This window comes from Bariatricus sp. SGI.161, assembly GCF_050313695.1.
In the GTDB taxonomy this organism is placed as follows: domain Bacteria; phylum Bacillota; class Clostridia; order Lachnospirales; family Lachnospiraceae; genus JAFBIX01.
The window spans coordinates 16,371-39,922 of the sequence record NZ_JBNPLX010000006.1; the positions used below are offsets into that span (position 1 = coordinate 16,371).

Genomic DNA, 23,552 nt, shown 5'->3' on the forward strand with positions numbered 1-23,552 from the left:
TTTTTGTTATTCATATAAGTCTAATAGCTGGTCAAACTGTTGAATTGTCACACATTCATCTTCCACTTTGCCAAACCCATATGCCGCATACACCATAGGAACCCCTGCTTCCTTACAGGCATCCGCATCTCCTTGTGTATCTCCCACGTATACGGCTTCTTCGATGCCATTTCGCTCCATAATGATCTTAATATTATCAGCCTTTAATCTTCCCGTATCATCAGGACACAGATGGTCGGCAAAATACTCCTGTAGTCCTGTATTTTCCAAGAAGGCTTCAATATACCCTGCCTGACAATTACTTACAATAAACAAGGGATACTTTTTCGAAAGCTTCTGAATCGTCTCCTTCATATGAGGATATAATTTACAAGGTGCTTTCTTCATCCACTCATTCTCATATCGAAACAATTGTACTGTAAGGCTTGCTCTCTCCTCGTCACTTAACTCTGGAAAAGTATTCTTAATGACCACATCCATCGGTTTACCAAATTCTCTTACCAACGTCTCTACTTCCAGCGTGACATTCAGATTAGTTTGTTCACAGACCGCTCTTTTCCATGACTTTACTACTTCTTCCGTAGAATCCCACAACGTTCCATCCAGATCAAATATTATTCCGTCCATATCAACATCTCACCTGTCTGCTATTTTTCTTCAATAGCCATAATCATATTGACTCTGTCCTGATGGCGTCCACCCTGGAATTCTGCATTCAACCACTCATCAATAATCATCTTCGCCATCTCGACACCGATCACTCTTGCACCGAACGCCAGAATGTTCGTGTTATTGTGTTGTCTGGACAATTTCGCAGAATATGGCTCGCTACATACAACCGCACGAATACCCTTCACTTTATTCGCCGCAAGTGAAATTCCCACTCCGGTTCCACAGATCAATATTCCAAGATCCACTTCCCCTGCAACCACAGCTCTCGCCACTTTCTCTCCATATATCGGATAATGACAACTCTCTGTAGTATCCGTTCCATAATTCACAACTTCATATCCCAACTCCTGCAGATATTTTACTACTTCCTGTTTCATTTCCACTGCTGAATGATCATTACCAATTCCAATTTTCATTGCATTGTCTCCAATCTTTTTATTTTCTTTCTATATTATAATAGCTGTCCTAAGGAATATCAACGGTTTTGAAAAAGGGGACACGGCAAATTGAATCTGGGACGGGGGAAAACGAAAAAACCCCCGTCCCAGATTCAATTTGCCGTGTCCCTTTTTACTTATCCGCCTGAAGACATGTAATTGCTACTACCCCAACAATGTCTTCTGCGACGCACCCTCTGGACAGGTCGTTCACCGGTCTTCGAAGGCCTTGTGTGATTGGTCCATAGGCTTCGGCCTTAGCCAATCGTTGTACTAATTTATAACCAATATTCCCGCTATTTAAGTCAGGGAATACCAGGACATTTGCATTGCCTGCTACATTGCTTCCCTTGCTCTTCATCTGTCCGACTTTTTCATCTACGGCTGCATCCAGCTGTAATTCACCATCTATCTTGAGATTCGGATATTTTTCTTTTACCCTTTTAGCGGCAGAAATGATTGGTTCTAATCTCTTGTTCTTGGCACTTCCTTTGGTAGAATAGGACAACATTGCCACAATTGGCTCCTGTTCTGTAATCTGTTCAAAACTTTTTGCCGATGACACTGCGATATCCATAAGCTGTTCCTCATCCGGGAATTCTACCAGACCAGAATCAGCAAACAGGAACACACCATCATTGCCATATTTACAATCGGGAACCACCATAAGGAAATACGCGGATACTGTCTTGATTCCGTCTGCAGTTTTCACAATCTGAAGTGCAGGGCGCAAGGTATCTCCGGTTGAATGACATGCACCTGCCACCATTCCGTCTACCCTCTTCTCTCGTACAAGCATTGCTCCATAATACAGGGGATCTTTTAAAAGTTCCTCTGCTTTTTCTCTTGTCATTCCCTTTTTCTTCCTCAGTTCGCACAACGCTTCTACAAACACCGGAAAATCTGCACTGTTTTTATAATCCAACACTTCTATATTGGATTCCTCAATTTTTTCCTGGTTCGGCATCTTTCTTCCATTATCAGATAATAAAAGAATTCGTGCGATTCCTTCCTGTGCAATCTTTACAGCTGCTTCTGTTACTCTTTCGTCATAACTTTCCGGAAGAACAATCAAGCAATTTTTTTTCGCTGCACGTGCCTTCACTTGTTCTATGAAACTCACTTTGTTACCTCCACCCAAAGATTATTTATTCAAAACACCTTCTGTAGTTTCAATTGTATCGATAATCGCAACTACAGTTCGATCTATAGGTCCCAAATGATCACAACGCGCCGCAAGTCTCGCGGAACCTCCTTCTTGAATAATCAAAACATAGTCCCCAATTCCCGCATCTGCATCTGCTCCATCGCAAACAACCATTTCATTACCATATAATTCTCCATTTAGGTCAACCGCACGAACAATTAACAGTTTCTGACCTTTATAATCATCATGCTTTTGTGTTGACACAATATTTCCAATGACCTTTGCAATCACCATACTTTATTCTCATGCCTCCTAAATAGAATACATACTATCAATTATCGCTGTTATTCCAGCATCACAGCAGGCATCAGGATTTGGAAGACAAAATGCTCCTTCTTTACTCGTTGCATAAATAACCGTTTCACCTATACCACTGCCAATTGCATCACCTGCAACTATGGGCTTCCCCACATCTTCACCTTTCGAATTACACGGCTGTATCACCATCAAACGAACGCCTGATAATCTTTCATCCTTCTTTGTTGCAACCACAGTACCTATTACTCTTGCAATCTGCATTTCCATCACCTGCCTTCAGTAAATTATGGTTATTACTTATTATTGCATCCTAATATTCTGCGTTCAATCTCATTGATCTGATTTACTCTTTTAATATTACGTTCTCCTGCCAAGTCTGTTTCCAACCATGTTTTGATGATTTCCTTTGCAACACCATCACCAATAATAAGACTTCCGATACACAAAACATTTGTACCATTATGGAGTTTTGCATTTCTGGCAGAATAGATTTCATTTGCAACCGCTGCACGGATTCCAGGCACTTTATTACACATTACAGAAGATCCAATTCCAACTGCATCAATCATAATTCCATAATCACATTTTTTAGAGGAAACTGCTGCTGCTACCTGAAACGCATAATCTGGATAATCACATCTTTCCGTACTGAACGTTCCTACATCCATACATTCGTGTCCCAATTCAGCAATATATTTTTTCATTCTTTCCTTTAATTCATATCCACCGTGATCGGCTCCAATCGCAATTTTCATTAGGACTCACCCCCTGAATATTTTTCAAAAACTTGCTTTCCATTAATATCTATATAATCAACAACTGCCATTATAGTTGCATCGACCGGCATATTTGTAGTTACCGCAGTCTGCCTTGCAGAACTTCCGCCCACCACAAGGACTACTTCTGATTCTCCAGCACCAACTGCATCAATAGCAACAACCGGCTTTCCTTCATTTTCTAATGTCAGAAGACTAATGGGCTGCACAACTAAAAGTTTTAATCCCACTAGTTTTTGCTCCTTGCATGTACATACTGCATTTCCAATAATTTTTGCTGCATACATAAAAGCACTTCCTCCTTAATGATTATTTCTTTCAGAAAGAAAAGCGACCCCGTTCTGCCTAGGCTTTACTTATGGGCCGCAGTTCTAATATGTGTCTTTTAATAATTATTTGCAGCTATAATATCAACTCTTCCTGATGGACATTTTTTCTGACAAGCACCGCATCCTATACATTGATGTCCAGAAGCACTCGGAGCGCTGGAAAGAATTCCTTTTGCGCTGCTGGTTCCAATACGTGTTGCACCTGCATCAATCATAGCTTTTGCTGTTGCATAATCACGAACACCACCAGATGCCTTTACTCCCATGTCCGGACCTACAGTCTGACGCATAAGTCTGATATCCTCTACTTTAGCACCGCCTGTTGAGAATCCTGTAGAAGTCTTAACAAAATCTGCACCTGCCAATTTAGCAATCGTACATACCTTTACCTTCTCTTCATCAGTCAACAGACAAGTCTCGATAATTACTTTTACCAAAGCTTTTCCTCTTGCTGCAATTACAACTTCTTCAATATCTTGTTTTACATACTGCCAGTCCCCAGCCTTTGCAGCGCCGACATTAATTACCATGTCTACTTCATCAGCACCCTTTTTAATTGCATCAATAGTCTCAGCAACCTTTGTATTTGTTGTACAAGCTCCTAAAGGAAATCCGATTACACAACAGGTTTTAACTCCTGAACCAGCAAGTTCTTTTGCAACTAATGGTACATACCATGAGTTAACGCATACAGATGCCGTTTTGTATTCTCTTGCTTCTTTACAGATGTTTATAATCTGATCAGGTGTTGCATCCGCTTTCAACAAAGTATCATCAAGATATTTTGCCATATCCATTTTTGATGAACCACAAGCTGAAGCAAAACTCGTATCAGAAGATACTTTGTTATAGATTTCTTCCGTGATCTCTGCAATTAATCTCTCTATATCCATATTAAAAATCTCCTTTTATTTAGGTATAATATCTTTTTCTGTAATTTAAGCCTGTGGAAGAATTCCTTCTACATCGTCATGTGGGCTTGCAATTACATGTACGGATACAACATCACCAACACGTTTTGCAGAAGATGCACCTGCTTCTACAGAAGCCTTAACTGCTCCAACATCACCACGCACCATAACTGTTACAAGTCCAGATCCAATTTTTTCCTTTCCAACAAGGCGAACGTTTGCTGCTTTTACCATTGCATCTGCTGCCTCAATTGCTCCTACCAATCCTCTTGTTTCAATCATTCCTAATGCTTCTTTAGCCATTTTAAATACCTCCATTTTTTCTTTATATTAATATTAATCTTATCTATTCTTTCTATTTTGCCTGTGGAAGAATTCCTTCTACATCATTGTGTGGGCTTGCAATTACGTGTGAAGATACCAGTTCACCAACACGTTTTGCAGCTGAAGCGCCTGCCTCTACAGAAGCCTTAACCGCTCCGACATCACCACGTACCATAACTGTTACAAGTCCAGATCCAATCTGTTCTTTGCCAATCAAGTGTACATTTGCTGCTTTTACCATTGAATCTGCCGCCTCAATTGCTCCTATCAACCCTTTTGTTTCAATCATTCCTAATGCTTCTTTTCCCATTTTCTTCACCTCTTAAAATGTTAATGTTAAAGTTTTTATAATATATATCTCACTTTATTTTACAATAAAGCTTGATACAAATCCGGATGTAAGGATGGAACAACCGTAATATTCAATATCATTCCTTCCTTTGCCAGTTGTTTTCTGGCATAATCTGTAGCAGTTGTAACGTCGCTAACTTTTCCTGTTAAGACTACAAACGCCTTTCCACCAAGACCTCTTCCCAGTCGCACCTCAATCAGATCAACGGCAGCACTTTTCACCGCATAATCTGCTGCAATGATTGCACTTGCAAGTGAAAATGTCTCTATTACTCCAACCGCTTCACTCTGTTCTGGAGCAGATGTCCTCATAATCGCAGGTATAACCTCTGGAGCAACACTTGCAATCATCAAAGTATCAACCACTTTGTCCTTCCCACTGGCCATTCCTGCTTTAACCGCAGTTTCCACACTGGATGTATCACCCGACACTATGATAATAAATTTACCCGGGCATGTAGGCTGCGCTGCAACCAAATTTACATTAGCTGCCTTAAGCATTGCATCACCTGTTATAACTCCAGCTGCTACACTATTTAATTCTACAGATCCTATTGACACTCCCATGATTAACTCCTTAAGCTTCCATTATATCTATATAGTCTTTACTTATATTTACAACGCGACCGTTGATAGAAGAATGTACACAGGCTCCAAGAGCTTTCTCTGGTATCTGTCCAATACACTGTCCTTCTATTACTGTATCGCCTTCCAAAACAACAGGTTCACAAGGTGCCCCTATATGTTGTTTCAACATAATTCTTACAGCCCTCGGCGCATCATAAGAATCCACATACGGAACATCTATATCATATTCTGTTAACCCAGTTCTCTGTATTACCCTTTTTGTAGATACTTTGATATCATCCCTAAACGGATTGACCGGTTTCGGCTCATGATTGCTTTTCACCTTTTTCGCCAAAAGCTCTGAGCGCATCTTAGATATAAATCTACTAGGACTAAGCCCCATATTGCACCCTACATAAGTACATAAGCCACAATTGCAACATCCCAACGCTGCATTTCCATCAATCAATACATCTGCATTATTAAATGTCAATGCCTGCATTACTTTATGTGGCTGAACACCAAGTCCAAGGCTGCTTCTCGGGCAGATCAAAGTACAGTAATTACATTGACAACACGCTGACTTGGCAATCTTATACTCTTGTTCTAAGCTTACTGTTTTTTTGCGGATCAGCTCATGATCCGTTGGCAATACAATAATTCCATTTGTCGTCTTTGTCACAAACTCGTTACTCGGATCCTCTGACACTCGCCCCATTAATGGACCGCCAATAATAACCGAATAATCTTTTACAGTAGCTCCACCGGCCATTTCAATCAAATATGCCACAGCGGTGCCAATCGGCGCTGTAATTGTCAATGGTGAGTGGACCGCCCCCGTAATAGTTACATTTCTTCTTACTACCGGCTTATCCTCCATGGCTTGTGCAATATGGTATGCTGTCTGAGCATTAATTACAACACATCCAACTTCTGACGGTAATTTCCCAACAGGAATTGTTCTTTTTGTGACCTCATATATAATCTGTTGCTCATCACCTGCAGGATAGTAATTATCTAACAAATGAATCGACACATTTTCTTTTCCAGAAACCGCTGCCTCAAGTGCATGAACTGCCGATTTATTTTTATATTTTATTGCGAGAACCCCATTCTTTGCGCTCACACAACTCATGGCACATCTTAATCCTTCAACAATTGATTCCGCATTTTGCTCCATCAGATATTTATCAGATTTAATCAAGGGTTCACATTCTGCACAATTAACAATGACATATTCGGCTGTACATTTGAGTTTCACATATGTAGGAAATCCTGCACCACCGGCACCAACAACACCGGCTTTCTTTATTTTTTCTAACATTGATTCGTTCATATCTACCCTCTTAAACGATTCTGAATGATCCTGAAAGTGTACATCTTCGAGATCTCGTAAAATTCTTAGCAGATGTAAGGCCCTCTCCTGTTGGTGTCGCAATAGAAAGTGTAGTATATCCTTCACCATCGATTGCTAATCCTGCATAAGATGGCGCATTCTTTACAAATATTGTCGTGTCAATCGCACGTCCCATCTTAGTCAGATTATCTACATTTTTAGAATGCATCATAGCTGTATGGTGACATCCATTTTCTGCAATCACAGCTTTTTCAATCGCATCATCGACATTCGCCACTCTTGTTACAGGTACAACTGGCATTAACATCTCTGTCATTACTAACGGATGCTCAAATGGGACATCACAGATAACCACTTTTGCATCTTTTCCTCCATAAATGCCAGATTCTTTTAAAATATATGAAGCATCACGTCCTACAAATTTCTTATTAGGTGCCCATTTTCCTTCTTTGGTTTTTACCATTACAGTTGCGCAAACCTTTTCAAGTTCCATACCATTCAAAAGATATGCACCATTTTTCACCATCTCGCGAATTAATTCATCAGCAACTGAATTCTCGACAAGGATTTCTTTTTCTGCGATACAAAGAATACAGTTTTCATAACTTGCTCCCTTTACGATATCGCTGGCAGCTTTTTTAATATCAGCTGTTGCATCTACCACTACCGGAGGATTTCCCGGTCCAGCTGCAATACATCTCTTTCCAGTCTTCATAGCTACTCTTACGACACCTTCTCCACCAGTTACAGTCAAAAGTCTGATACGCGGATGATTCATAATTACAGCACTGGTATCCATTGTTGGTTCTTTCGGTGCGCATAACAGGTTCGCAGGTCCGCCTGCAGCAATAATTGCCTGATTCATTAATTGAATCGTTTTTCCAGATGCTCTTTTTGCTCCAGGATGCGGATTGAAAACAACTGCATTTCCTGCAGCAATCATTCCAATACCATTATTGATAACCGTTGCTGTAGGATTGGTTGATGGTGTAATTGCTCCAATCACACCAAAAGGTGCCATCTCTGTAAGCATAAGACCATCATCACCAGTCTTCGCTATAGTCTGAAGATCCTCGGTCCCCGGAGTCTTATTAGCTGCAAGAAGATTTTTTACAATTTTATCTTCCACATGACCATATCCGGTTTCCTCATGCGCAAGTTCTGCCAACATTTTTGCAGAATCCCTCGCTGCCTGACGCATCACAGATACAAATTTTTCTCGTTCTGCGAGGGTAAATCTCATTAATTTCTGCTGAGCTATAATAGCTGCATTGATAGCCTCCTCTGCAGTATTAAAGAGACCACTGTCTCCATCTGCTGCTCCTGCATATGCAGAACTATCTGTCTTACATACAGCAGTTCGTCCCAACTCACTTTCTACTTCTTGGATATAACGCGAAATATCTGAAGTTGAAATTCCCATAATAAACCCTCCATTCGTTTATTTTTCTTTTATACTTGTCCAGGTATTGGCTAACTCTTTATTATACCTATGCTCAATTCTTTGGCTCTTTCCACAGCCAGAGGTGTTACAACCGCATTTATACTCACATAAATCAGTTTTTCACCTCTTTCGTAACACTGGTTGATTACTTCCTCTGATACAAAATCCAGTTTCTGCCCTGCACTTTCTCTGAAAAGTTCTGCAAAATCCGCTTTAAGGCCAGAAAAATGGATCCCCATATCACACAAATCATCTTTCAAATCTTTTGCTGCTCTTCCAAATACACCTTGAGAAATATGATCCATATCATAAGGTAGCCTGACAATAACAGGTTCCCCTGACATTAAAAAGAAAATGGCAATTTTGATAAATATATTTCTTTCCTTTCCCTCTTTTAGATCTCTTAAAAAATCGAGTGACGGATCATATATTTCCAACTTTTCATATGTAGACAAACGATTTAAAATACTACTTACATCCTTAGCATCAGATGCATAATATATTTTACATCCGAAACTTTTTAGTTCCTCGATGTCTGTGTCCTCTACAAAAAAATCTATGGAATCTAATTCATCATACAATTCATATTCCGAAAGCGTTTCTTGTAATCCTACTGGAAATTTAGGAATAAAAAACAGCACCTTTTTTCTGTCTGTCGGATTTTCTCTCTTGTGCAGATAATAAGTAAGTACTCGGCGAATAACTTCACTGATTTCATTCTTACTAAATTTTGCTCCCATTAAACCTCACTCGCTAATCCAATAATATTCTTAAAACTTTCTGCCTTCAGGCTTGCCCCTCCAATCAAAAAGCCATTTACATGTTCTACAGAAGCAATCTCTTTTACATTTTTGGCATTCACACTGCCACCATACAATATCTTAATGTTCTCATGTGCCAAACCATAAGCTTTCAAAACATCAAATATATACTTGTGAGTTTCATAAATCTGCTCCAATGTAGGAATCACACCTGTACCAATAGCCCACACCGGCTCATATGCAATAATACAATCCCCCACCTTAGTGCCAATCTCATTATATACAGCATCCAGTTGTTCTTTGAGTACCTCTTTATAACGTTGCTGTTGACGTTCGTCCAAAGTTTCCCCAATACAAACCACGGGTGTAATCTGATATGTTAATGCAGCTTTCGCTTTCTGAGCTACAATCTGAGGAGTATCTCCATAATAAGTTCTTCTTTCTGAATGTCCTACGATTGTCAGGGAACATCCCATATCACCCAGCATAGAGGCACTGACTTCTCCTGTATATGCCCCTTTTTCTTCTTTTGCCACATCCTGTGCACCATAGGCAATCTTCTCATAACGAAGATTTTCTTTAAACAGATGCAAATATGGGTAAGGCGGGAAAATCATAACTTTAATATTATCTGCTATATGAACTGCTTTCATTTCCTCGAGAAATCTTTTTGTCTCTTTTTCAGACATATTCATCTTCCAGTTTGCAGCTATTATATATTCTTTTTTCACACCGGGATTCATATCCAATCCTAATTCCTGAACCCGGCGTCTTACCAACATCTCAATATCTCTTTTGTCCAATTCTTTCTCCTTCCTGTCCGACTATACTATTCACACATCTCATCTATCGAATCAGCAAGAGTAATATTTAATAATCGCTTGGTATATTTTGTTTCTTCCTTATTATCATAGCATTTTACCAATATCAACATCCCGCTCTCTAAAGTAAATACACTGGAAGCTCCTGATCAACATTCATCCTCTGGTACCGATCATTAATCTCCTTATCCTTATCCATTTCATTTTGCTGTGATTTCTTTACAATTTTTCTTGATTGGGATCTGGTATTTGCTTGTCTTTTTATCCCTGTATTTTTTACTGGTTTTTCATGATTATCTTCCACTTTAGAATCTGTTTTTAAATCTCCATCTTTTACTGCCATACATCATCCCCCTTTATCACACAATACTTCCAATTACAGAAAAGGGATGCGCCAAACACATCCCTTTAACGCCTAGTTGAAATCGTCATTCATATAGATTTGAGACTACTCCACACTCGGTAAAATTCCTTCCACATCATCATGAGGACTTGCAATCACATGTGCAGAAACCAGTTCTCCGACGCGCTTTGCAGCAGAAGATCCTGCTTCAACAGAAGCCTTAACAGCACCAACATCGCCACGAACCATAACTGTTACAAGACCAGAGCCAATCTTTTCTTTTCCAATCAATCGAACATTTGCTGCCTTTACCATAGAATCTGCTGCTTCAATAGAGCCAATCAAACCTTTTGTTTCTACCATTCCTAATGCTTCTTTTGCCACTTTTCATACCTCCAAATATCATTTTAGACACTATATTTCTTTACTTTCTTTCTTCCATTCCATTCGGATAAAACATAATTTTATTGTAAACTAGTTTCTTTTCATCAATCTGTTTAAAAATTTCTGGCATTTCAGACAGATCGAGTCTATGTGAGATAAGCAAATCAGGATTAAATCCTTTTTCGTTCATTAGTTTAGCTGCTTCTGTCCATTCAAATCCCGGATATGGGTTAGAAAATGAATTCCAGCTTCCTATTATACTAATCTGATATCTCTCAATTTGATCCACTGCCTTTTCAGATAATTCTAATGGTTTATGAGAAATGCCCAGATAAACTACTCTTCCCATTTTGCCAGTTCCAAGAATAGCTTGATGCTGGCATATTGGTGCCCCAGACATTTCCAGAGACAATGTTACGCCCTTTCCATCTGTGTATTCCTTAATTTTTTCAACTGGATTTTCTTTTAATGAATTAACAGTGAATGTAGCGCCACATTTAACAGCGTCTTCCAGCTTTCCATCGTCTATATCAACTGCTACAATCTTTTTACAGCCAAGATATTTTGCATATTGAATTGCAAATAATCCAATCGCTCCAAGTCCATATACTGCAACAGTATCTTCTCCGTTTCCATTTGCTCGAAGATAAGCATGAATCGCATTTGCTGCCGGATCGATTGTAGCTCCCCAATCATAAGGAGTATCCGCATCCAACCGAAGCAAACATTCTTCTTTTACTGCAAGATACTGTGCAAATGCACCATTATTACGAGATCCATAATACTTGTAATCTTCGCATAACGAATAAATACCTTTTTTGCACCATTCACATTCATTGCATGGAAGCAACGGCGCTGCACTGGCCTTATCTCCTACTTTCCATCCCTTTACATTTTTGCCAACTTCTACAATGCGCCCTGCGAACTCGTGTCCAGGAATAATCGGGAGCACATGTGGACCTGATACTAAAATTCTTGGGATATCAGAACCACAAACACCAACTGCCATAATCTGAAGTAAAACTTCATCATCTTTTGGCGTTGGTTTTTCATAATCCACATAATTCAATTCCTTAATTGCTGTCATTAATACGGCTTTCATACTCATTTCTCCCTTTCTTCTTAATAATACAAACTATAATATACACTTCCTGGCATTATTATGGGCGTAAAACCACCTTCATAGAGTGATCACCTTTTCCATTAAGGTAGAATGCCTCTTCCCTGTTTTCTAAATCAAGTTCTTTTGTATCACCAATAATGGATCAGTCCATCTTCCACACAGCGAATATCCTTTGACTCTAACAAGCGTATTGCTCTCATTTTTTATGCCATGTTATTCCCCTCTTTTATGAACGTTTGTTCATTAAATAGTATATTATGTTCCTATTAGAATAGTACCATTTACCCTTAGTAATGTCAATAACGAATTCTACCTAGTTACTATCAATTGTTCCTGTCTTCTCGCATCATTGATTTTAATGATTCATATAACTGTAGATACTTTTTAAATATTCCCTGGTATTTCAGATGTGAACTCATATCAGGATAAAACGTAACTTCATCAGTAACCATCGCTGCAGCCGCTTCCTCAAAATCTTCATAATATCTCCCGCACGAAGCTGCCACGACACAACATCCCAAAACACCTGCCTGACTTTCTTTTGTAATAACAATCGGTTTTCCTGTTACATCTGAAATAATCTGAATCCATCCTTTATCTTTTGTAACTCCGCCACAAGCAACAATCTTATCAATCAAACACCCTTGCTTTTCAAAATTCTTTATTATATTGTGTGTACCAAAAGCTACTGATTCCAAAATTGCACGGTAGATATGTTTCCACGTATGCTTCATTGTCAGGCCATATATTACCCCCTTAGAATAAGAGTCTTTATATGGTGTTCGATTTCCTTGGAAATAATCTAACACAACCAATCCTTCTGCTCCTATTTCCGTATCTTTTACACTCTCCATTAATTGTGCATATACATTCTCTTTTGTTCCTTCGATATGAAAATTTTCCCGAAACCAATTTACCAAACCAGACGCTGAAATTTGTCCGCCCTCTAATAACCACATATTATCTATCACCGCGCTATCATAAGGTCCCCATATTCCCTTCACATTTGCTTTTTCTTTTGTTAAGCACAGATGAACAAAACTAGTTCCCATGATAACTGCCAACTTTTTCTCAGACACAGCATTCAATCCAAACATTGCCATATGTGCATCAATACATCCTTGAACAATCTTCGTTTTCGGATTAATTCCATATTTTTCTGCCCATTCTCCAGTGACCGTTCCTACTTCCTCTCCTATTTTGATTACATCTGTAATCATCTTTTCTTCATAATCTTCCAGACCGATTTTTTCAAAAAAGCTTCTATCGTATCCTTCTGACACCGAATAATTCCATTTACATACTGTATTACATACTGATGCGACCAGATTACCGGACAGTTTATAATTAATCCAATCTAACTGTTCTACAAACTTCCAACACTCATCATAGATATCTCTTTGATTTCTTTTTACCCAGAGCACTTTTGGTACCAGCCATTCCGGCGATACCTCACCTCCACATTGCTTCAATCTTTCGTGTCCACTGGAATTAATCTCTTCAGCAATATCCCTGCTTCTAATGTCCATCCACATCATGGCCTTTGTCATCGGATTACCCCGCATATCTATCGGGAAAGTAGTAGAAGATGTTGCACACACACTACAAGCCACAAGAGACATCTTTTGGTCTTCACTTAAATCTTCACAGCACAATCCAAAAGTTTCTTCAATGCTTTCCCACCAAACTGTTGGATTCTGTTCTGCCCATCCTGGCATAGGATAATCTGTCCCCCACTTTTTTTCATGTACAGTAACAAAGTTTCCTTTTTCATCCGTGACCCCTATGCGTACACCTTGAGTACCAGTATCAATTCCCACAAAATAGTTCCCCATGATTTCCTCCTTATAATTTAGAAAGGAGCAGATACAACTCTGCTCCTTTTAATTGCTTATATCTCAATAAACACTTCTTTCGCAGACATGTCTACAGAAACTAAGTCATTATGATATGCCCTTTCCGGTAATACAATCAATACATTTACTTCTTCTTTGTTTACCGGCAACGGCATGTAATGCCAGACACCTGGATTCAAATGAACCATTACATGTTTCGGCACAATAAATGCTTCTATATCTTCCGGCGTAGGTTCATCTTCACTGCCCGCTTTTTGTATACATAATATCATATCATCGTCCATAGGCATCATAACCTCAGCTGTATGAGTATGATACTCCATTGCCATCACTTGGAAATTCTCATCTCTTTTTACAGAAAGAGTAGATAATCCTAATACTGGAGTCGCTGCTGCATACCGAATACTGTCCCGATAAAAAATAAATGCATCTGATCCAAATCCCGCACTAGCCTTATCAAGCATATCATTAAATTGTCCATATACCGCAAAGTTATCTTTTGTCAATTCTTTCGCCTTAATTTTCATATTGCAACCTCCTCTACGGTTTAATAATTACTTTCAAAGAGCCTTCTCCTTTTGAATTCTGCTCAAAGGCATCCTGCCAATGATCCAAATCGAAAGTATGTGTTACAACTCCGTCTGTGTAAATTGTATTATTAGCAATCCATTCTGTTACAACATCAAAACAATATGGTCCCAAATGTGAGCCAAGAAGATCCAATTCTTTTCCATCTCCGATTACTGACCAATCAACAGATACTTTTTGCCCAAATACACTAAATTCAATAAAACGTCCAAGTTTTCTAATAGAGTCAAGTCCTTGCTGTACACTGGATGGATGACCAGTAGCTTCTACATAGATATCACATCCATATCCATTTGTAAGTTTCTTTACTTCTTCTGGAATGTTGCATTTTGATGGATTCATAATTATATCAGCACCAAATCTTTTAGCAATTTCCAATCTATTATCCATCATATCTACTGCTATCAAAGTTTTAGGATTCCTCAAGCGCGCATAATTAACCATTGCCAGACCAAGTGTACCAACGCCTGAGATTACAACAACATCTGTATTCTTAATATCAGCTCTGTCTATCGCATGTTTTGCACAGCTATAAGGCTCAATCAGGACTGCCTTTTCAAGTTCTAGATCTTTTGGAATTTGATAGATTCTTGTTTTTGCTGGAAGTACCATATATTCTGCCATAGCGCCATTAACATGCTCGCGGAATCCGAAAATATCGGCCTTATCACACATCCAATATTTTCCTGTCTGACAGAACATACATTCTCCGCATGGCACAATTTGTTCTCCTGTTACTCGATCTCCAACTTTTACTGTTCCTTCATAATCATCACTGACTTCTACAACTTCTCCAACAAATTCATGACCTGGTATAAACGGTGTTTTTACCCAAGGCTCAGTCGTTCCATCTCCCCAGTAACCTTCTGCTCCATGCCAGTTTTTAATATCACTGGCACATACGCCACATGCTTCAATCTTAATCAAGACTTCTCCTTTTTTCAAATCCGGAACTGGATACGCCTCTTCGAGAACATACTTTCCCTTTTCATACACTACCAATGCTTTCATGGTTTTTACTGTCTTTGCCATACCAAATACCTCCATTATCCTAGATTTTATAAATTACAGTCTACATATTAAACACTATCGCTCTTTCGACTAGTGAACTCCTGCATCAATACAGAAAGAATAATAATTACACCTTTGATAATATCCTGTGGATATGCAGGAATTGCCAAAAGGTTCATAATATTACTAATAAATGCTAATACAAATACACCAACGACAGTCTTCAAAACCGATCCACGTCCACCGCTAAGACTCGCACCTCCAATTACACACGCTGCGATTGCATCCAATTCCAATCCTTCTCCGATAATTGGGGTACCAATTGCAGTTCTTGAAGCTGCAACAATACCAGCCATACCAGAACACAGACCAGAAATCGCATAAACAGCCAACTTGTACCATTTCGTTCTAATACCAGCCAAACGTACTGCATCTTCGTTACTACCAATTGCAATTACAATTCTTCCAAAAGAGGTGTATTTTATAATAAACCAGAACACTAATACAAATATTAATGCTATAATTGCAAGCCACGGAATTACTCCTCCTAATTTCGCAATACCCAGTGTTCCAATTGTGTTTGCTGGAGTCTGTACCGGTTGTCCATTTGATACGACGTATGCAACACCTCGTGCAATTGTCATCATTGCAAGTGATGCTACGAATGGTGCCATATTAGTAAACGCTACAAAGAATCCTGTAACCGCGCCACAACATACACCACATAAAAGAGGCATGATAATCGCTGCAGCCATTCCTAAATCCTTCGTCGTCAACGACCAAGCAACCATTACACTACCAAGCGCTACAATAGATCCAACGGACAAATCAATTCCACCAGTCAGAATGACATACAACATACCCATACACACGATAGTTGTTCCTGAATACTGTCTTACCAGGTTTGTGATATTCTGTACTGTGAAAAAGTCTGGAGATATAATCGCACAAATAATCAACAGCACTAGCAGCATAATGTATGTATTATTGTTAATTAAAATTTTTCCGATTTTATTTCTACTATTCTTCATTTTCATTAACTCCCATCGAATATCTAATTAGTCTATCTTCTGCCAGCTCTGACCTATCCAGTTCACCGACAACCATTCCTTGTCTCATAATCAATGCTCTGTCACACATACCGATTATTTCTGTCATTTCAGAAGAAATCATTACAATTGCAACACCTTGTTCTGCCAGGTCATTAATATTTTTATATATTTCTACTTTCGCACCAACGTCAACACCTCTGGTCGGTTCATCCAAAATAATACATTTACAGTCTGCAACCAGCCATTTTGCCAGTGCTACTTTTTGCTGATTACCGCCAGACAAACTCGATGTATTATCTTCTATAGAATTATATTTTGTCGCCAATTCTGCCAAAACATCTTCTGCCAGCTTTTTATCCTTCTGGAAATTAATAATTCCCAAAAGCTGTGTAATCTTTCTCAGCGCGGAAAGTGTCGTATTAACACGGATGCTCTGTTCTAGCAACACCCCCTGTTGTTTTCTATCCTCAGGAAGCAGTCCAAGACCTTTTTTCACCGCCTCTCTGGGGTTCTTAAAGTTTACCTGCTCTCCATTAAGCCAGATTTCTCCGGACTCCTTCTTATCTGCACCAAATATAGCTCTCATCGTCTCTGTTCTTCCAGCTCCGACCAGGCCGCTAAATCCAAGCACTTCACCAGCACGGACTGAAAACGATACGTTCCGAACCATCTTCCCTCTGTTCAAATTTTTAACTTCTAATACAACATCCCCTATTTTAGCAGCTCTTGATGGAAAGAGTGTAGACATATCACGTCCTACCATAAGATTAACTAACTGCCCTTTATTTACCTCCGTCGTATTTAATTCCTTTACGAAAGTACCATCTTTTAAAACTGTAATTCTGTCACATATCTGGAAGATTTCTTCTAGTCTGTGAGAAATATAAATAATACTTACTCCATCATTTTTCAGCTTATTAATCAGTGAAAACAATTTCTCGATTTCTGTAAATGTCAACACTGCCGTAGGTTCATCTAAAACCAGAATTTTCGCATTTCTAGTCAAATTCTTACAAATCTCTACCACTTGCTGATATGCAACTGACAGATTTTCAACTCGCTGTTTTGCATTAATCTCTCCGAACCCAAGCTGATCAAGAATCTCCGAAGCCTTTTGATTCAAGTCTTTCCAATTGATGAATTTACCTTTGTCCGACAATCTGTCGATGAATATATTTTCTGCAACCGTTAAATGCGGAGCCAGCATAAACTCTTGGTAAATCGTTGCCACACCCAGTTCTTTTGCTTCTTTCGGTGACGAAATCTTCTCTTCTTTTCCGTCTATGAAAATCGTTCCTTCATCCTTCTGGTATGCGCCTGACAAAATCTTCATCAGAGTAGATTTTCCAGCCCCATTTTCTCCAACAAGCGCATGCACTTCACCTGGTCTAACTCTGAACGACACGTCATTTAAAGCTAAAACACCGCCGAATCTTTTCACGATATTTTTCATTTCAACTCTGTATTCATTCGCCATGTTTCCAACTCCTTATATGCTCTCATACACCATTTTTTATAAAGGGGATGTTTCTTAATGAAGCATCCCCTTTTTAACACATTTACTTTTCGAACTTCTAATGCTTAGAATGCTGCATCTGGATCATAATAATCTGCTGCATTTTCTACTGTGTAGCACAGTGCAGGAGTACGTGTAACAGTCTCGTAATCATCAGATGTTGCTCCGTTCTCAAGAACATCAACAGCAACTTCCAGAGTCATCTTAGCAACTGTTACAGGGCTGTTATCGCCTGTTGCAAGATAATCTGTACCATCAGCGATTAACTTAATAGCCTCTTTCTGTCCATCTGCTGCAGCTGCCAGTTTAATACCTGTAAGACCAGCATTCTCAATTGCTGTCATAGCACCAAGAAGCATATTATCATTTTCACCAAGTACTAAGTTAATATCTTTATTTGCAGTCAGCAAATCTTCCATTGCAGGAAGGCCTTCATCAGCAGTCCAGTTGCCCCAGCCCTGTCCGTTAATAGCAAAGTCAGCACCTTCATGATATGCTTTACCTGTGTCAATCAAAGTCTGTTCCATTTCTCTTGCCTGTTCCCAAGCTTCATCTTCAGTACATCCAGTTCTCTGCTCGATGATACCACACATTAAACCAGTACGTCTTTCCTGAGAAACTACAGCACCTTTAACACCTGATAACAATACAGAAACAATCGGATCGTCCCCAAACTGTTCTCCTACATAAAGACCAACTGCTCTACCATTTCTCTCATTATCTGAGCAAACGATAGTAACACATTCTGCTGAATCATCTGGTGCGTTGTCAACTGCAATAACAGGAATTCCTGCTGAAGCCGCATTAGAAATTGACTGCAGACAAGCTTCGGAATCAATAGGGTTAATGATAATCAAATCGTATCCCTGGCTGATAAATGTTTCCATATTTTCCATTTCTTTGTCGATGTTTTCATCGGCATTTAAACTAGCATATTCCCATCCCAAAGCCTCGGTTTCTTCTTTTAACTTCTGATCAAGAGCTACAAAGTAAGGATTATTTAACGTTTTATTTGCATAACCTACTTTAAAAGTTTCTTTTTCTTCTGTCTTAGCTTCTCCGCCTTCATCACTATCGGATGATGAGCTCTTTCCTGAGCATCCGACTACTAACATTGCCATCATCGCTACTACCAGCATAATACTAAGCAACCTTTTCATTTTGTTTTTCATTCTCTTTCCTCCTCTTTTTTTGAAATCTTCGTTTTGCGCGCTTTTGCTTTTCGTCTTTTGTAACATTTGTTCATATATGAAGCTCTTTTGTAATCTAAAGATATCACACTAAGTAAATTTTGTCAATATCAATAAAACATTTGTTAATTTTTTATATTTTTTATATATTTTAAACATTTTCAGTTTATAACATTAAATACTGTTTTTGATACTGGTAAATTATGGAAATATTTTGATAAAAAAAAGATACAACTTTGATAAATATTGTTGTATCTTTTTTCTTTATATTCAGTTTTTTGCAGAGATCACTGAAACATTTCTGGTTCTATTTCCTTCATAGCTTCCACAGTCACTTCATTTGTGATAAACACATTAACAACCCCTCCTCTAAGGGCACCAAGAATACTTTCAGCTTTACTTTCGCCGACCGCCACACCAATTCTAGTATCAATCTGTTTTATCCGTTCATAGGAAACCGCTACTGTCCGCGCATCTAAATCCGCATCACATATTTCACCATTTCTATTAATGATATGAGTACAAATATCTCCAACTGCACCTTTTTCTATTAATCTCTCAATTTCCTCCGGTTTCAAATAACCAACACGCGCCAAAGCACATTGACTATTAAATTTACCCATCGTAACAATTGCAATATTCACCTTATCTGCATATTTCAGAACTTCTTTCATGGTATGCTCTTTGTCAATTACACTTTTCACCTGCTTATTATCGACAATCGCCGGAAATGGGAGCATATATCCTGCACTATTCAACATCACAGAAAATGATTTCGTTATTTCCGATACATACACATTACGTTTCACATTGCTGACACCACCACACATCTGTATTGCAATTATATCTTTCAAATCTTCTCTTTTTTGTAATGCTTTGGCACACTCATATACCGTTTCTCCCCACGAAAATCCTATGACGTCACCACTCTGGATTATTTGATTCAAATATCTCGCAGCTGCCTCTCCAACTTGTTGCAATGGACTTATATCCTCTACTTTTGGCACAACAATGACTTTCTTCAATCCAAAATATTCTCTCATTCGACGCTCTATTAAGCTTTCAGTCATAATCGGATCTTTAATTTCTATTTTTACTATTCCCTCTCGTTTCGCCTCATTCAATAACTTAGAAATATATGGACGCGATAAATTCACCTTTTTCGCGATATCATTTTGACTTAAATTGTGCTCATAATATAAACGAGCCACCTGCACAAGCAGCCCTGTTTTCTGAATATCTTTTTTGCTTTCAATGTTCATGCTTATTACCTGCCGTTCCTAATTTTCAAAACTTAAGCTCTTCCTTACACGATCAACCTTATCTATAAATTTTATCAACGCAGACTATGTTTGTCAATAATTACCATTTTTTACAATCACCAGTGTACAAAACTATATGTTTTCCACATTAATTTAAATATAATTCCTTCCGACAGCATAAACATATTGCAGAAAGGCGGAATAAGGTACTTCCTCTCTCCGCCTCTTGCCTTATTCTACTTTTTATTATGGTTCTACAATAACTTTCAATGCATTTTGATCACGAATAGATATAAACCCATCTTGAATATTATCAAGCTTACAAATAGCAGAAACATATTTTTCTAGATTTAGTTTGCCCTCAGATACATATTCCATAATTTGCTTCATCATAACTGACGTGGTTGCATGCACACCATGAACAGATAACTCTTTATAATGGATTAAATTACTATCAATAAAGCCTTTACTTTCTCCTGCTATTCCGCCAAACAAACTAATTCTTCCCATTTTTGCCGCAATAATTTGTGCCTCTGTATGAGTTGACGGTACAGAAAGTGCTGTAATTACAACGTTCGCACCACGTCCTCCAGTAATTCTCGCTACTTCCTCTACAGTATTTTGTTCTTTTGGATTAATCATAATAATTCCCGGAATCATTTTTTTCGCGATTTCCGCTCTGGCCTCTGCAATTTCCACCATAATAATTTTGCTTGCGCCAGCTAATCTCGCAAGTTCTGCATGAACACATCCAATATATCCACTACCGTATATAACAACATAATCATCAGGTTGGATTTTCAAATATTGCTGAGCATTCAATGCGCACGCTGCTGGTTCAGAAAGTGCTGCTGAAATGTCAGATACCCGCTCTGGTACTTTAATTACATTTCCCATTATAATTGCCTGACGTGGAATTTCCATCTGACTAGCAAAAGCTCCTTCGTACTGATACCCAATTGTCTGAAGATGATTACACATATTCGTATGTCCTGTTTTACATGGCCAACATTCACCACATCCAATTGCCGGTGCAACCGTTACCCTATCTCCAACTTGAATACCATTTGCCATTGCAAGCGCACCTGCATGCCTTACAATTCCTACCGACTCATGACCTAAAATTCGAGGAGGTGAAATCCTTTCATTGCCTTTTGTAAACGTACGAAAATCCGTACCACAGATAGATGCATATTTAACATCTATAATTGCATTATTTTCTGTTGCAATCGGTTCCGGCATTTCTCTTACTACTAGTTGCCTATTTTCATCCATTATATAAGCTTTCATTTTCACACCTCTCCTATTCCGTTTCTGCAAGTTCTTGTAATCTCTTATAGAAATCATGTAATTCTACGCAGTATTGTTTATATAATTCCATATATTTATGATATTTCTTACCATATGCTTCATCTGGCTTATATTCTTTCATTACTTTCACGTGATCTATCGCAGTTTGCTTTAAATCACCAAATACACCTATTGCATTACCAGCAAGAATAGAAGCCCCCCACATCGCTACATCTTCTCTGTCAAGTACGGAATACTGCTTATTCTGCACATCTGCGCACATCTGCGTCCAAACAGGAGATTTCGCTCCACCTCCGATTATCTTAACATCAGAAATATCATATTCTGGATATAATCTTTCTATACTTTGCAGACAAAGTGTGAAGTCATAAGTAAAGCTTTCAAGCAACGCTTTATAAAAATGCGCTTTAGAATGACTCCAATCATATCCCATCCACATACCTCTTAACACACCATCTGAAGGCATCGAACTTCCACCTAATAATCCAATAGCCATTACGCCATCACATCCAGGCTTGATATTGGCCATCTCTCGTTCCATATTTGCAAACATTTCTTTTGTCGATTGACCTTCCTGCCTTACAAATGTATTCATGAACCAATCTAAAGTAATACCTGATCCCGCAACATAATGTGTTGCAAAAAAATCCCCAGGAATCGCAGATGGGATAACATCCAGACGCCTTTCTAACATATCCGGCCTATATTCTGGCACACAACAACTTATCTCACCATAAGAAGAAGCTTCAAAAATTGTATCCCCATAATTAACAATACCTGCACCTAAACATCCTGCCGGCTTATCTCCTGCCCCTGACACAAGAGGTATTCCTGCTTTCAATCCAATAATATTCGCCATTTCTTTATTCAAATGTGCACATATGTGATTCGAATTTACAATCTCTGGTAAAAATTTTTTATCCAAAGAAATTGCATCACATATTTCATCAGACCATCGATCATTCTGGACATCTGCAAGACCTGTCCACTGTGTAAATGAGCGATCAATAACAGCTTCTTCTACAGGAATATCCCCTAATTTTCCAATCACATATCCACTTATCATTAAATATTTTACGATTTTTTTGCTTTCTTCTGGGAATTCGTTTTTGAACCATTCATATTTTGGTGCCATTTGTGGGAAATTAGTTCCACCAATGCACAAAAATTTATCTTTCAATTCTTTCATTTGCCGTTCAGCATATGGCATATACCTGCTATCCAGAGAACAAGACCAAGTTGTAATATCGTTCCAGTCTTTGTCAACTCCCATAAATCCCGCCATTTGTCCTGTAAATGCAATTGCCTCTACCTGATTGCTCCGATCTCCCAATGTATTCACAGTTTTTTTCATACACTCTAATACCGATCCGAACAATTCCTCTCCTTTCTGGATAAAGACACCTGGACTTGGACGATAATCTTTCACCGGTTCCATCTCTATAGCTATGCAATTACTATCGGTGTCATAGACTCCTGCTTTAATGAAACTTGTTCCAAGATCAATCGCCATTAATAGTGTTTTTTTCATTTTTCTCACCCTTTCTTAATTAGAACTTTTGATACTCGATATCTATCATATGTTACTTAAACTATATAATAAGCATATCAAATTGTCAATATTAAAGTAAAATAAGAATTCTTCGCATTAAAGATTGACTTTTCCACCATCTTATGTTAAATTGTTAGCAAAAGTATCAT

General features: G+C 38.5%; 26 protein-coding genes and 1 pseudogene. All 27 read right to left on the bottom strand.

The genetic code is table 11. The features are described from left to right. Positions 1-6: 6 nt before the first annotated feature. A complete protein-coding gene (locus ACQRBH_RS04825) occupies positions 7-627 on the bottom strand; it encodes an HAD family hydrolase (RefSeq protein WP_427761043.1) in 621 nt (206 codons plus the stop codon). 20 nt (positions 628-647) lie between these two features. Continuing rightward, positions 648-1,088 carry a ribose 5-phosphate isomerase B gene (gene rpiB, locus ACQRBH_RS04830; RefSeq protein ID WP_347375341.1) on the bottom strand — a complete coding sequence of 147 codons (441 nt, stop codon included), beginning with the start codon at positions 1,086-1,088 and terminating at the stop codon, positions 648-650. Between the two features lie 154 nt (positions 1,089-1,242). Next, a complete protein-coding gene (pta, locus tag ACQRBH_RS04835) occupies positions 1,243-2,232 on the bottom strand; it encodes a phosphate acetyltransferase (protein WP_427761044.1) in 990 nt (329 codons plus the stop codon). A 21-nt stretch (positions 2,233-2,253) separates the two neighbouring features. Next, positions 2,254-2,550, bottom strand: a complete 297-nt coding sequence (locus ACQRBH_RS04840) for a EutN/CcmL family microcompartment protein (protein WP_427761045.1) — start codon at positions 2,548-2,550, stop codon at positions 2,254-2,256. 18 nt (positions 2,551-2,568) lie between these two features. Continuing rightward, a complete protein-coding gene (locus ACQRBH_RS04845; protein ID WP_427761046.1) occupies positions 2,569-2,841 on the bottom strand; it encodes a EutN/CcmL family microcompartment protein in 273 nt (90 codons plus the stop codon). A gap of 26 nt (positions 2,842-2,867) precedes the next feature. Next, positions 2,868-3,329, bottom strand: coding sequence for a ribose 5-phosphate isomerase B (gene rpiB / locus ACQRBH_RS04850; RefSeq protein ID WP_427761047.1), 462 nt, complete (start codon positions 3,327-3,329; stop codon positions 2,868-2,870). After that, complete coding sequence (locus ACQRBH_RS04855; RefSeq protein WP_427761048.1) at positions 3,329-3,637, bottom strand: EutN/CcmL family microcompartment protein; 309 nt, start codon at positions 3,635-3,637, stop codon at positions 3,329-3,331. The genes rpiB (ACQRBH_RS04850) and ACQRBH_RS04855 overlap by 1 nt, the downstream gene beginning before the upstream one ends. 218 nt (positions 3,638-3,855) lie before the next feature. Next, positions 3,856-4,476 (bottom strand): annotated as a pseudogene (deoC, locus tag ACQRBH_RS04860) (deoxyribose-phosphate aldolase); the annotation flags it as partial. A 141-nt stretch (positions 4,477-4,617) separates the two neighbouring features. After that, positions 4,618-4,893, bottom strand: a complete 276-nt coding sequence (locus tag ACQRBH_RS04865; RefSeq protein WP_427761049.1) for a BMC domain-containing protein — start codon at positions 4,891-4,893, stop codon at positions 4,618-4,620. 52 nt (positions 4,894-4,945) lie between these two features. Beyond that, entirely contained in the window at positions 4,946-5,224 is a 279-nt protein-coding gene (locus tag ACQRBH_RS04870) for a BMC domain-containing protein (protein WP_427761050.1), read from the bottom strand. Between the two features lie 59 nt (positions 5,225-5,283). Beyond that, the gene (locus ACQRBH_RS04875) at positions 5,284-5,832 is read right to left on the bottom strand and encodes a BMC domain-containing protein (RefSeq protein ID WP_427761051.1); all 549 of its coding nucleotides are present in this window, start codon (positions 5,830-5,832) and stop codon (positions 5,284-5,286) included. A 10-nt stretch (positions 5,833-5,842) separates the two neighbouring features. Continuing rightward, positions 5,843-7,168 carry an SLBB domain-containing protein gene (locus ACQRBH_RS04880; RefSeq protein WP_427761052.1) on the bottom strand — a complete coding sequence of 442 codons (1,326 nt, stop codon included), beginning with the start codon at positions 7,166-7,168 and terminating at the stop codon, positions 5,843-5,845. A 10-nt stretch (positions 7,169-7,178) separates the two neighbouring features. Then, the gene (locus tag ACQRBH_RS04885) at positions 7,179-8,612 is read right to left on the bottom strand and encodes an aldehyde dehydrogenase family protein (RefSeq protein ID WP_427761053.1); all 1,434 of its coding nucleotides are present in this window, start codon (positions 8,610-8,612) and stop codon (positions 7,179-7,181) included. Between the two features lie 50 nt (positions 8,613-8,662). Next, positions 8,663-9,274 carry a hypothetical protein gene (locus tag ACQRBH_RS04890; RefSeq protein WP_427761054.1) on the bottom strand — a complete coding sequence of 204 codons (612 nt, stop codon included), beginning with the start codon at positions 9,272-9,274 and terminating at the stop codon, positions 8,663-8,665. A gap of 98 nt (positions 9,275-9,372) precedes the next feature. After that, positions 9,373-10,197, bottom strand: a complete 825-nt coding sequence (gene tpiA, locus ACQRBH_RS04895) for a triose-phosphate isomerase (RefSeq protein WP_427761055.1) — start codon at positions 10,195-10,197, stop codon at positions 9,373-9,375. A 139-nt stretch (positions 10,198-10,336) separates the two neighbouring features. Further along, a complete protein-coding gene (locus ACQRBH_RS04900; protein ID WP_427761056.1) occupies positions 10,337-10,558 on the bottom strand; it encodes a hypothetical protein in 222 nt (73 codons plus the stop codon). Positions 10,559-10,663: 105 nt separating this feature from the next. Further along, a complete protein-coding gene (locus tag ACQRBH_RS04905; protein ID WP_427761057.1) occupies positions 10,664-10,942 on the bottom strand; it encodes a BMC domain-containing protein in 279 nt (92 codons plus the stop codon). 40 nt (positions 10,943-10,982) lie between these two features. After that, complete coding sequence (locus ACQRBH_RS04910) at positions 10,983-12,044, bottom strand: galactitol-1-phosphate 5-dehydrogenase (protein WP_427761058.1); 1,062 nt, start codon at positions 12,042-12,044, stop codon at positions 10,983-10,985. Positions 12,045-12,388: 344 nt separating this feature from the next. Further along, positions 12,389-13,900, bottom strand: a complete 1,512-nt coding sequence (locus ACQRBH_RS04915) for an FGGY-family carbohydrate kinase (RefSeq protein ID WP_427761059.1) — start codon at positions 13,898-13,900, stop codon at positions 12,389-12,391. Between the two features lie 56 nt (positions 13,901-13,956). Next, entirely contained in the window at positions 13,957-14,448 is a 492-nt protein-coding gene (locus tag ACQRBH_RS04920; protein WP_427761060.1) for an ureidoglycolate lyase, read from the bottom strand. Positions 14,449-14,461: 13 nt separating this feature from the next. Continuing rightward, complete coding sequence (locus ACQRBH_RS04925) at positions 14,462-15,541, bottom strand: alcohol dehydrogenase catalytic domain-containing protein (protein ID WP_427761061.1); 1,080 nt, start codon at positions 15,539-15,541, stop codon at positions 14,462-14,464. A gap of 47 nt (positions 15,542-15,588) precedes the next feature. Further along, the gene (locus ACQRBH_RS04930) at positions 15,589-16,551 is read right to left on the bottom strand and encodes an ABC transporter permease (protein WP_427761062.1); all 963 of its coding nucleotides are present in this window, start codon (positions 16,549-16,551) and stop codon (positions 15,589-15,591) included. Then, on the bottom strand, positions 16,541-18,049 hold the full coding sequence (locus ACQRBH_RS04935; RefSeq protein WP_427761063.1) for a sugar ABC transporter ATP-binding protein: 1,509 nt from the start codon (positions 18,047-18,049) through the stop codon (positions 16,541-16,543). Before ACQRBH_RS04935 ends, ACQRBH_RS04930 begins: the two co-directional genes overlap by 11 nt. A gap of 104 nt (positions 18,050-18,153) precedes the next feature. Beyond that, positions 18,154-19,260 (bottom strand): substrate-binding domain-containing protein, encoded by a 1,107-nt coding sequence (locus ACQRBH_RS04940; RefSeq protein WP_427761064.1) that lies wholly within the window; start codon positions 19,258-19,260, stop codon positions 18,154-18,156. 305 nt (positions 19,261-19,565) lie between these two features. Then, complete coding sequence (locus tag ACQRBH_RS04945; protein WP_427761065.1) at positions 19,566-20,540, bottom strand: sugar-binding transcriptional regulator; 975 nt, start codon at positions 20,538-20,540, stop codon at positions 19,566-19,568. Between the two features lie 246 nt (positions 20,541-20,786). Beyond that, entirely contained in the window at positions 20,787-21,830 is a 1,044-nt protein-coding gene (locus ACQRBH_RS04950; RefSeq protein WP_427761066.1) for an alcohol dehydrogenase catalytic domain-containing protein, read from the bottom strand. 13 nt (positions 21,831-21,843) lie between these two features. Beyond that, on the bottom strand, positions 21,844-23,382 hold the full coding sequence (locus ACQRBH_RS04955; protein WP_427761067.1) for a xylulokinase: 1,539 nt from the start codon (positions 23,380-23,382) through the stop codon (positions 21,844-21,846). Positions 23,383-23,552 lie beyond the last annotated feature (170 nt).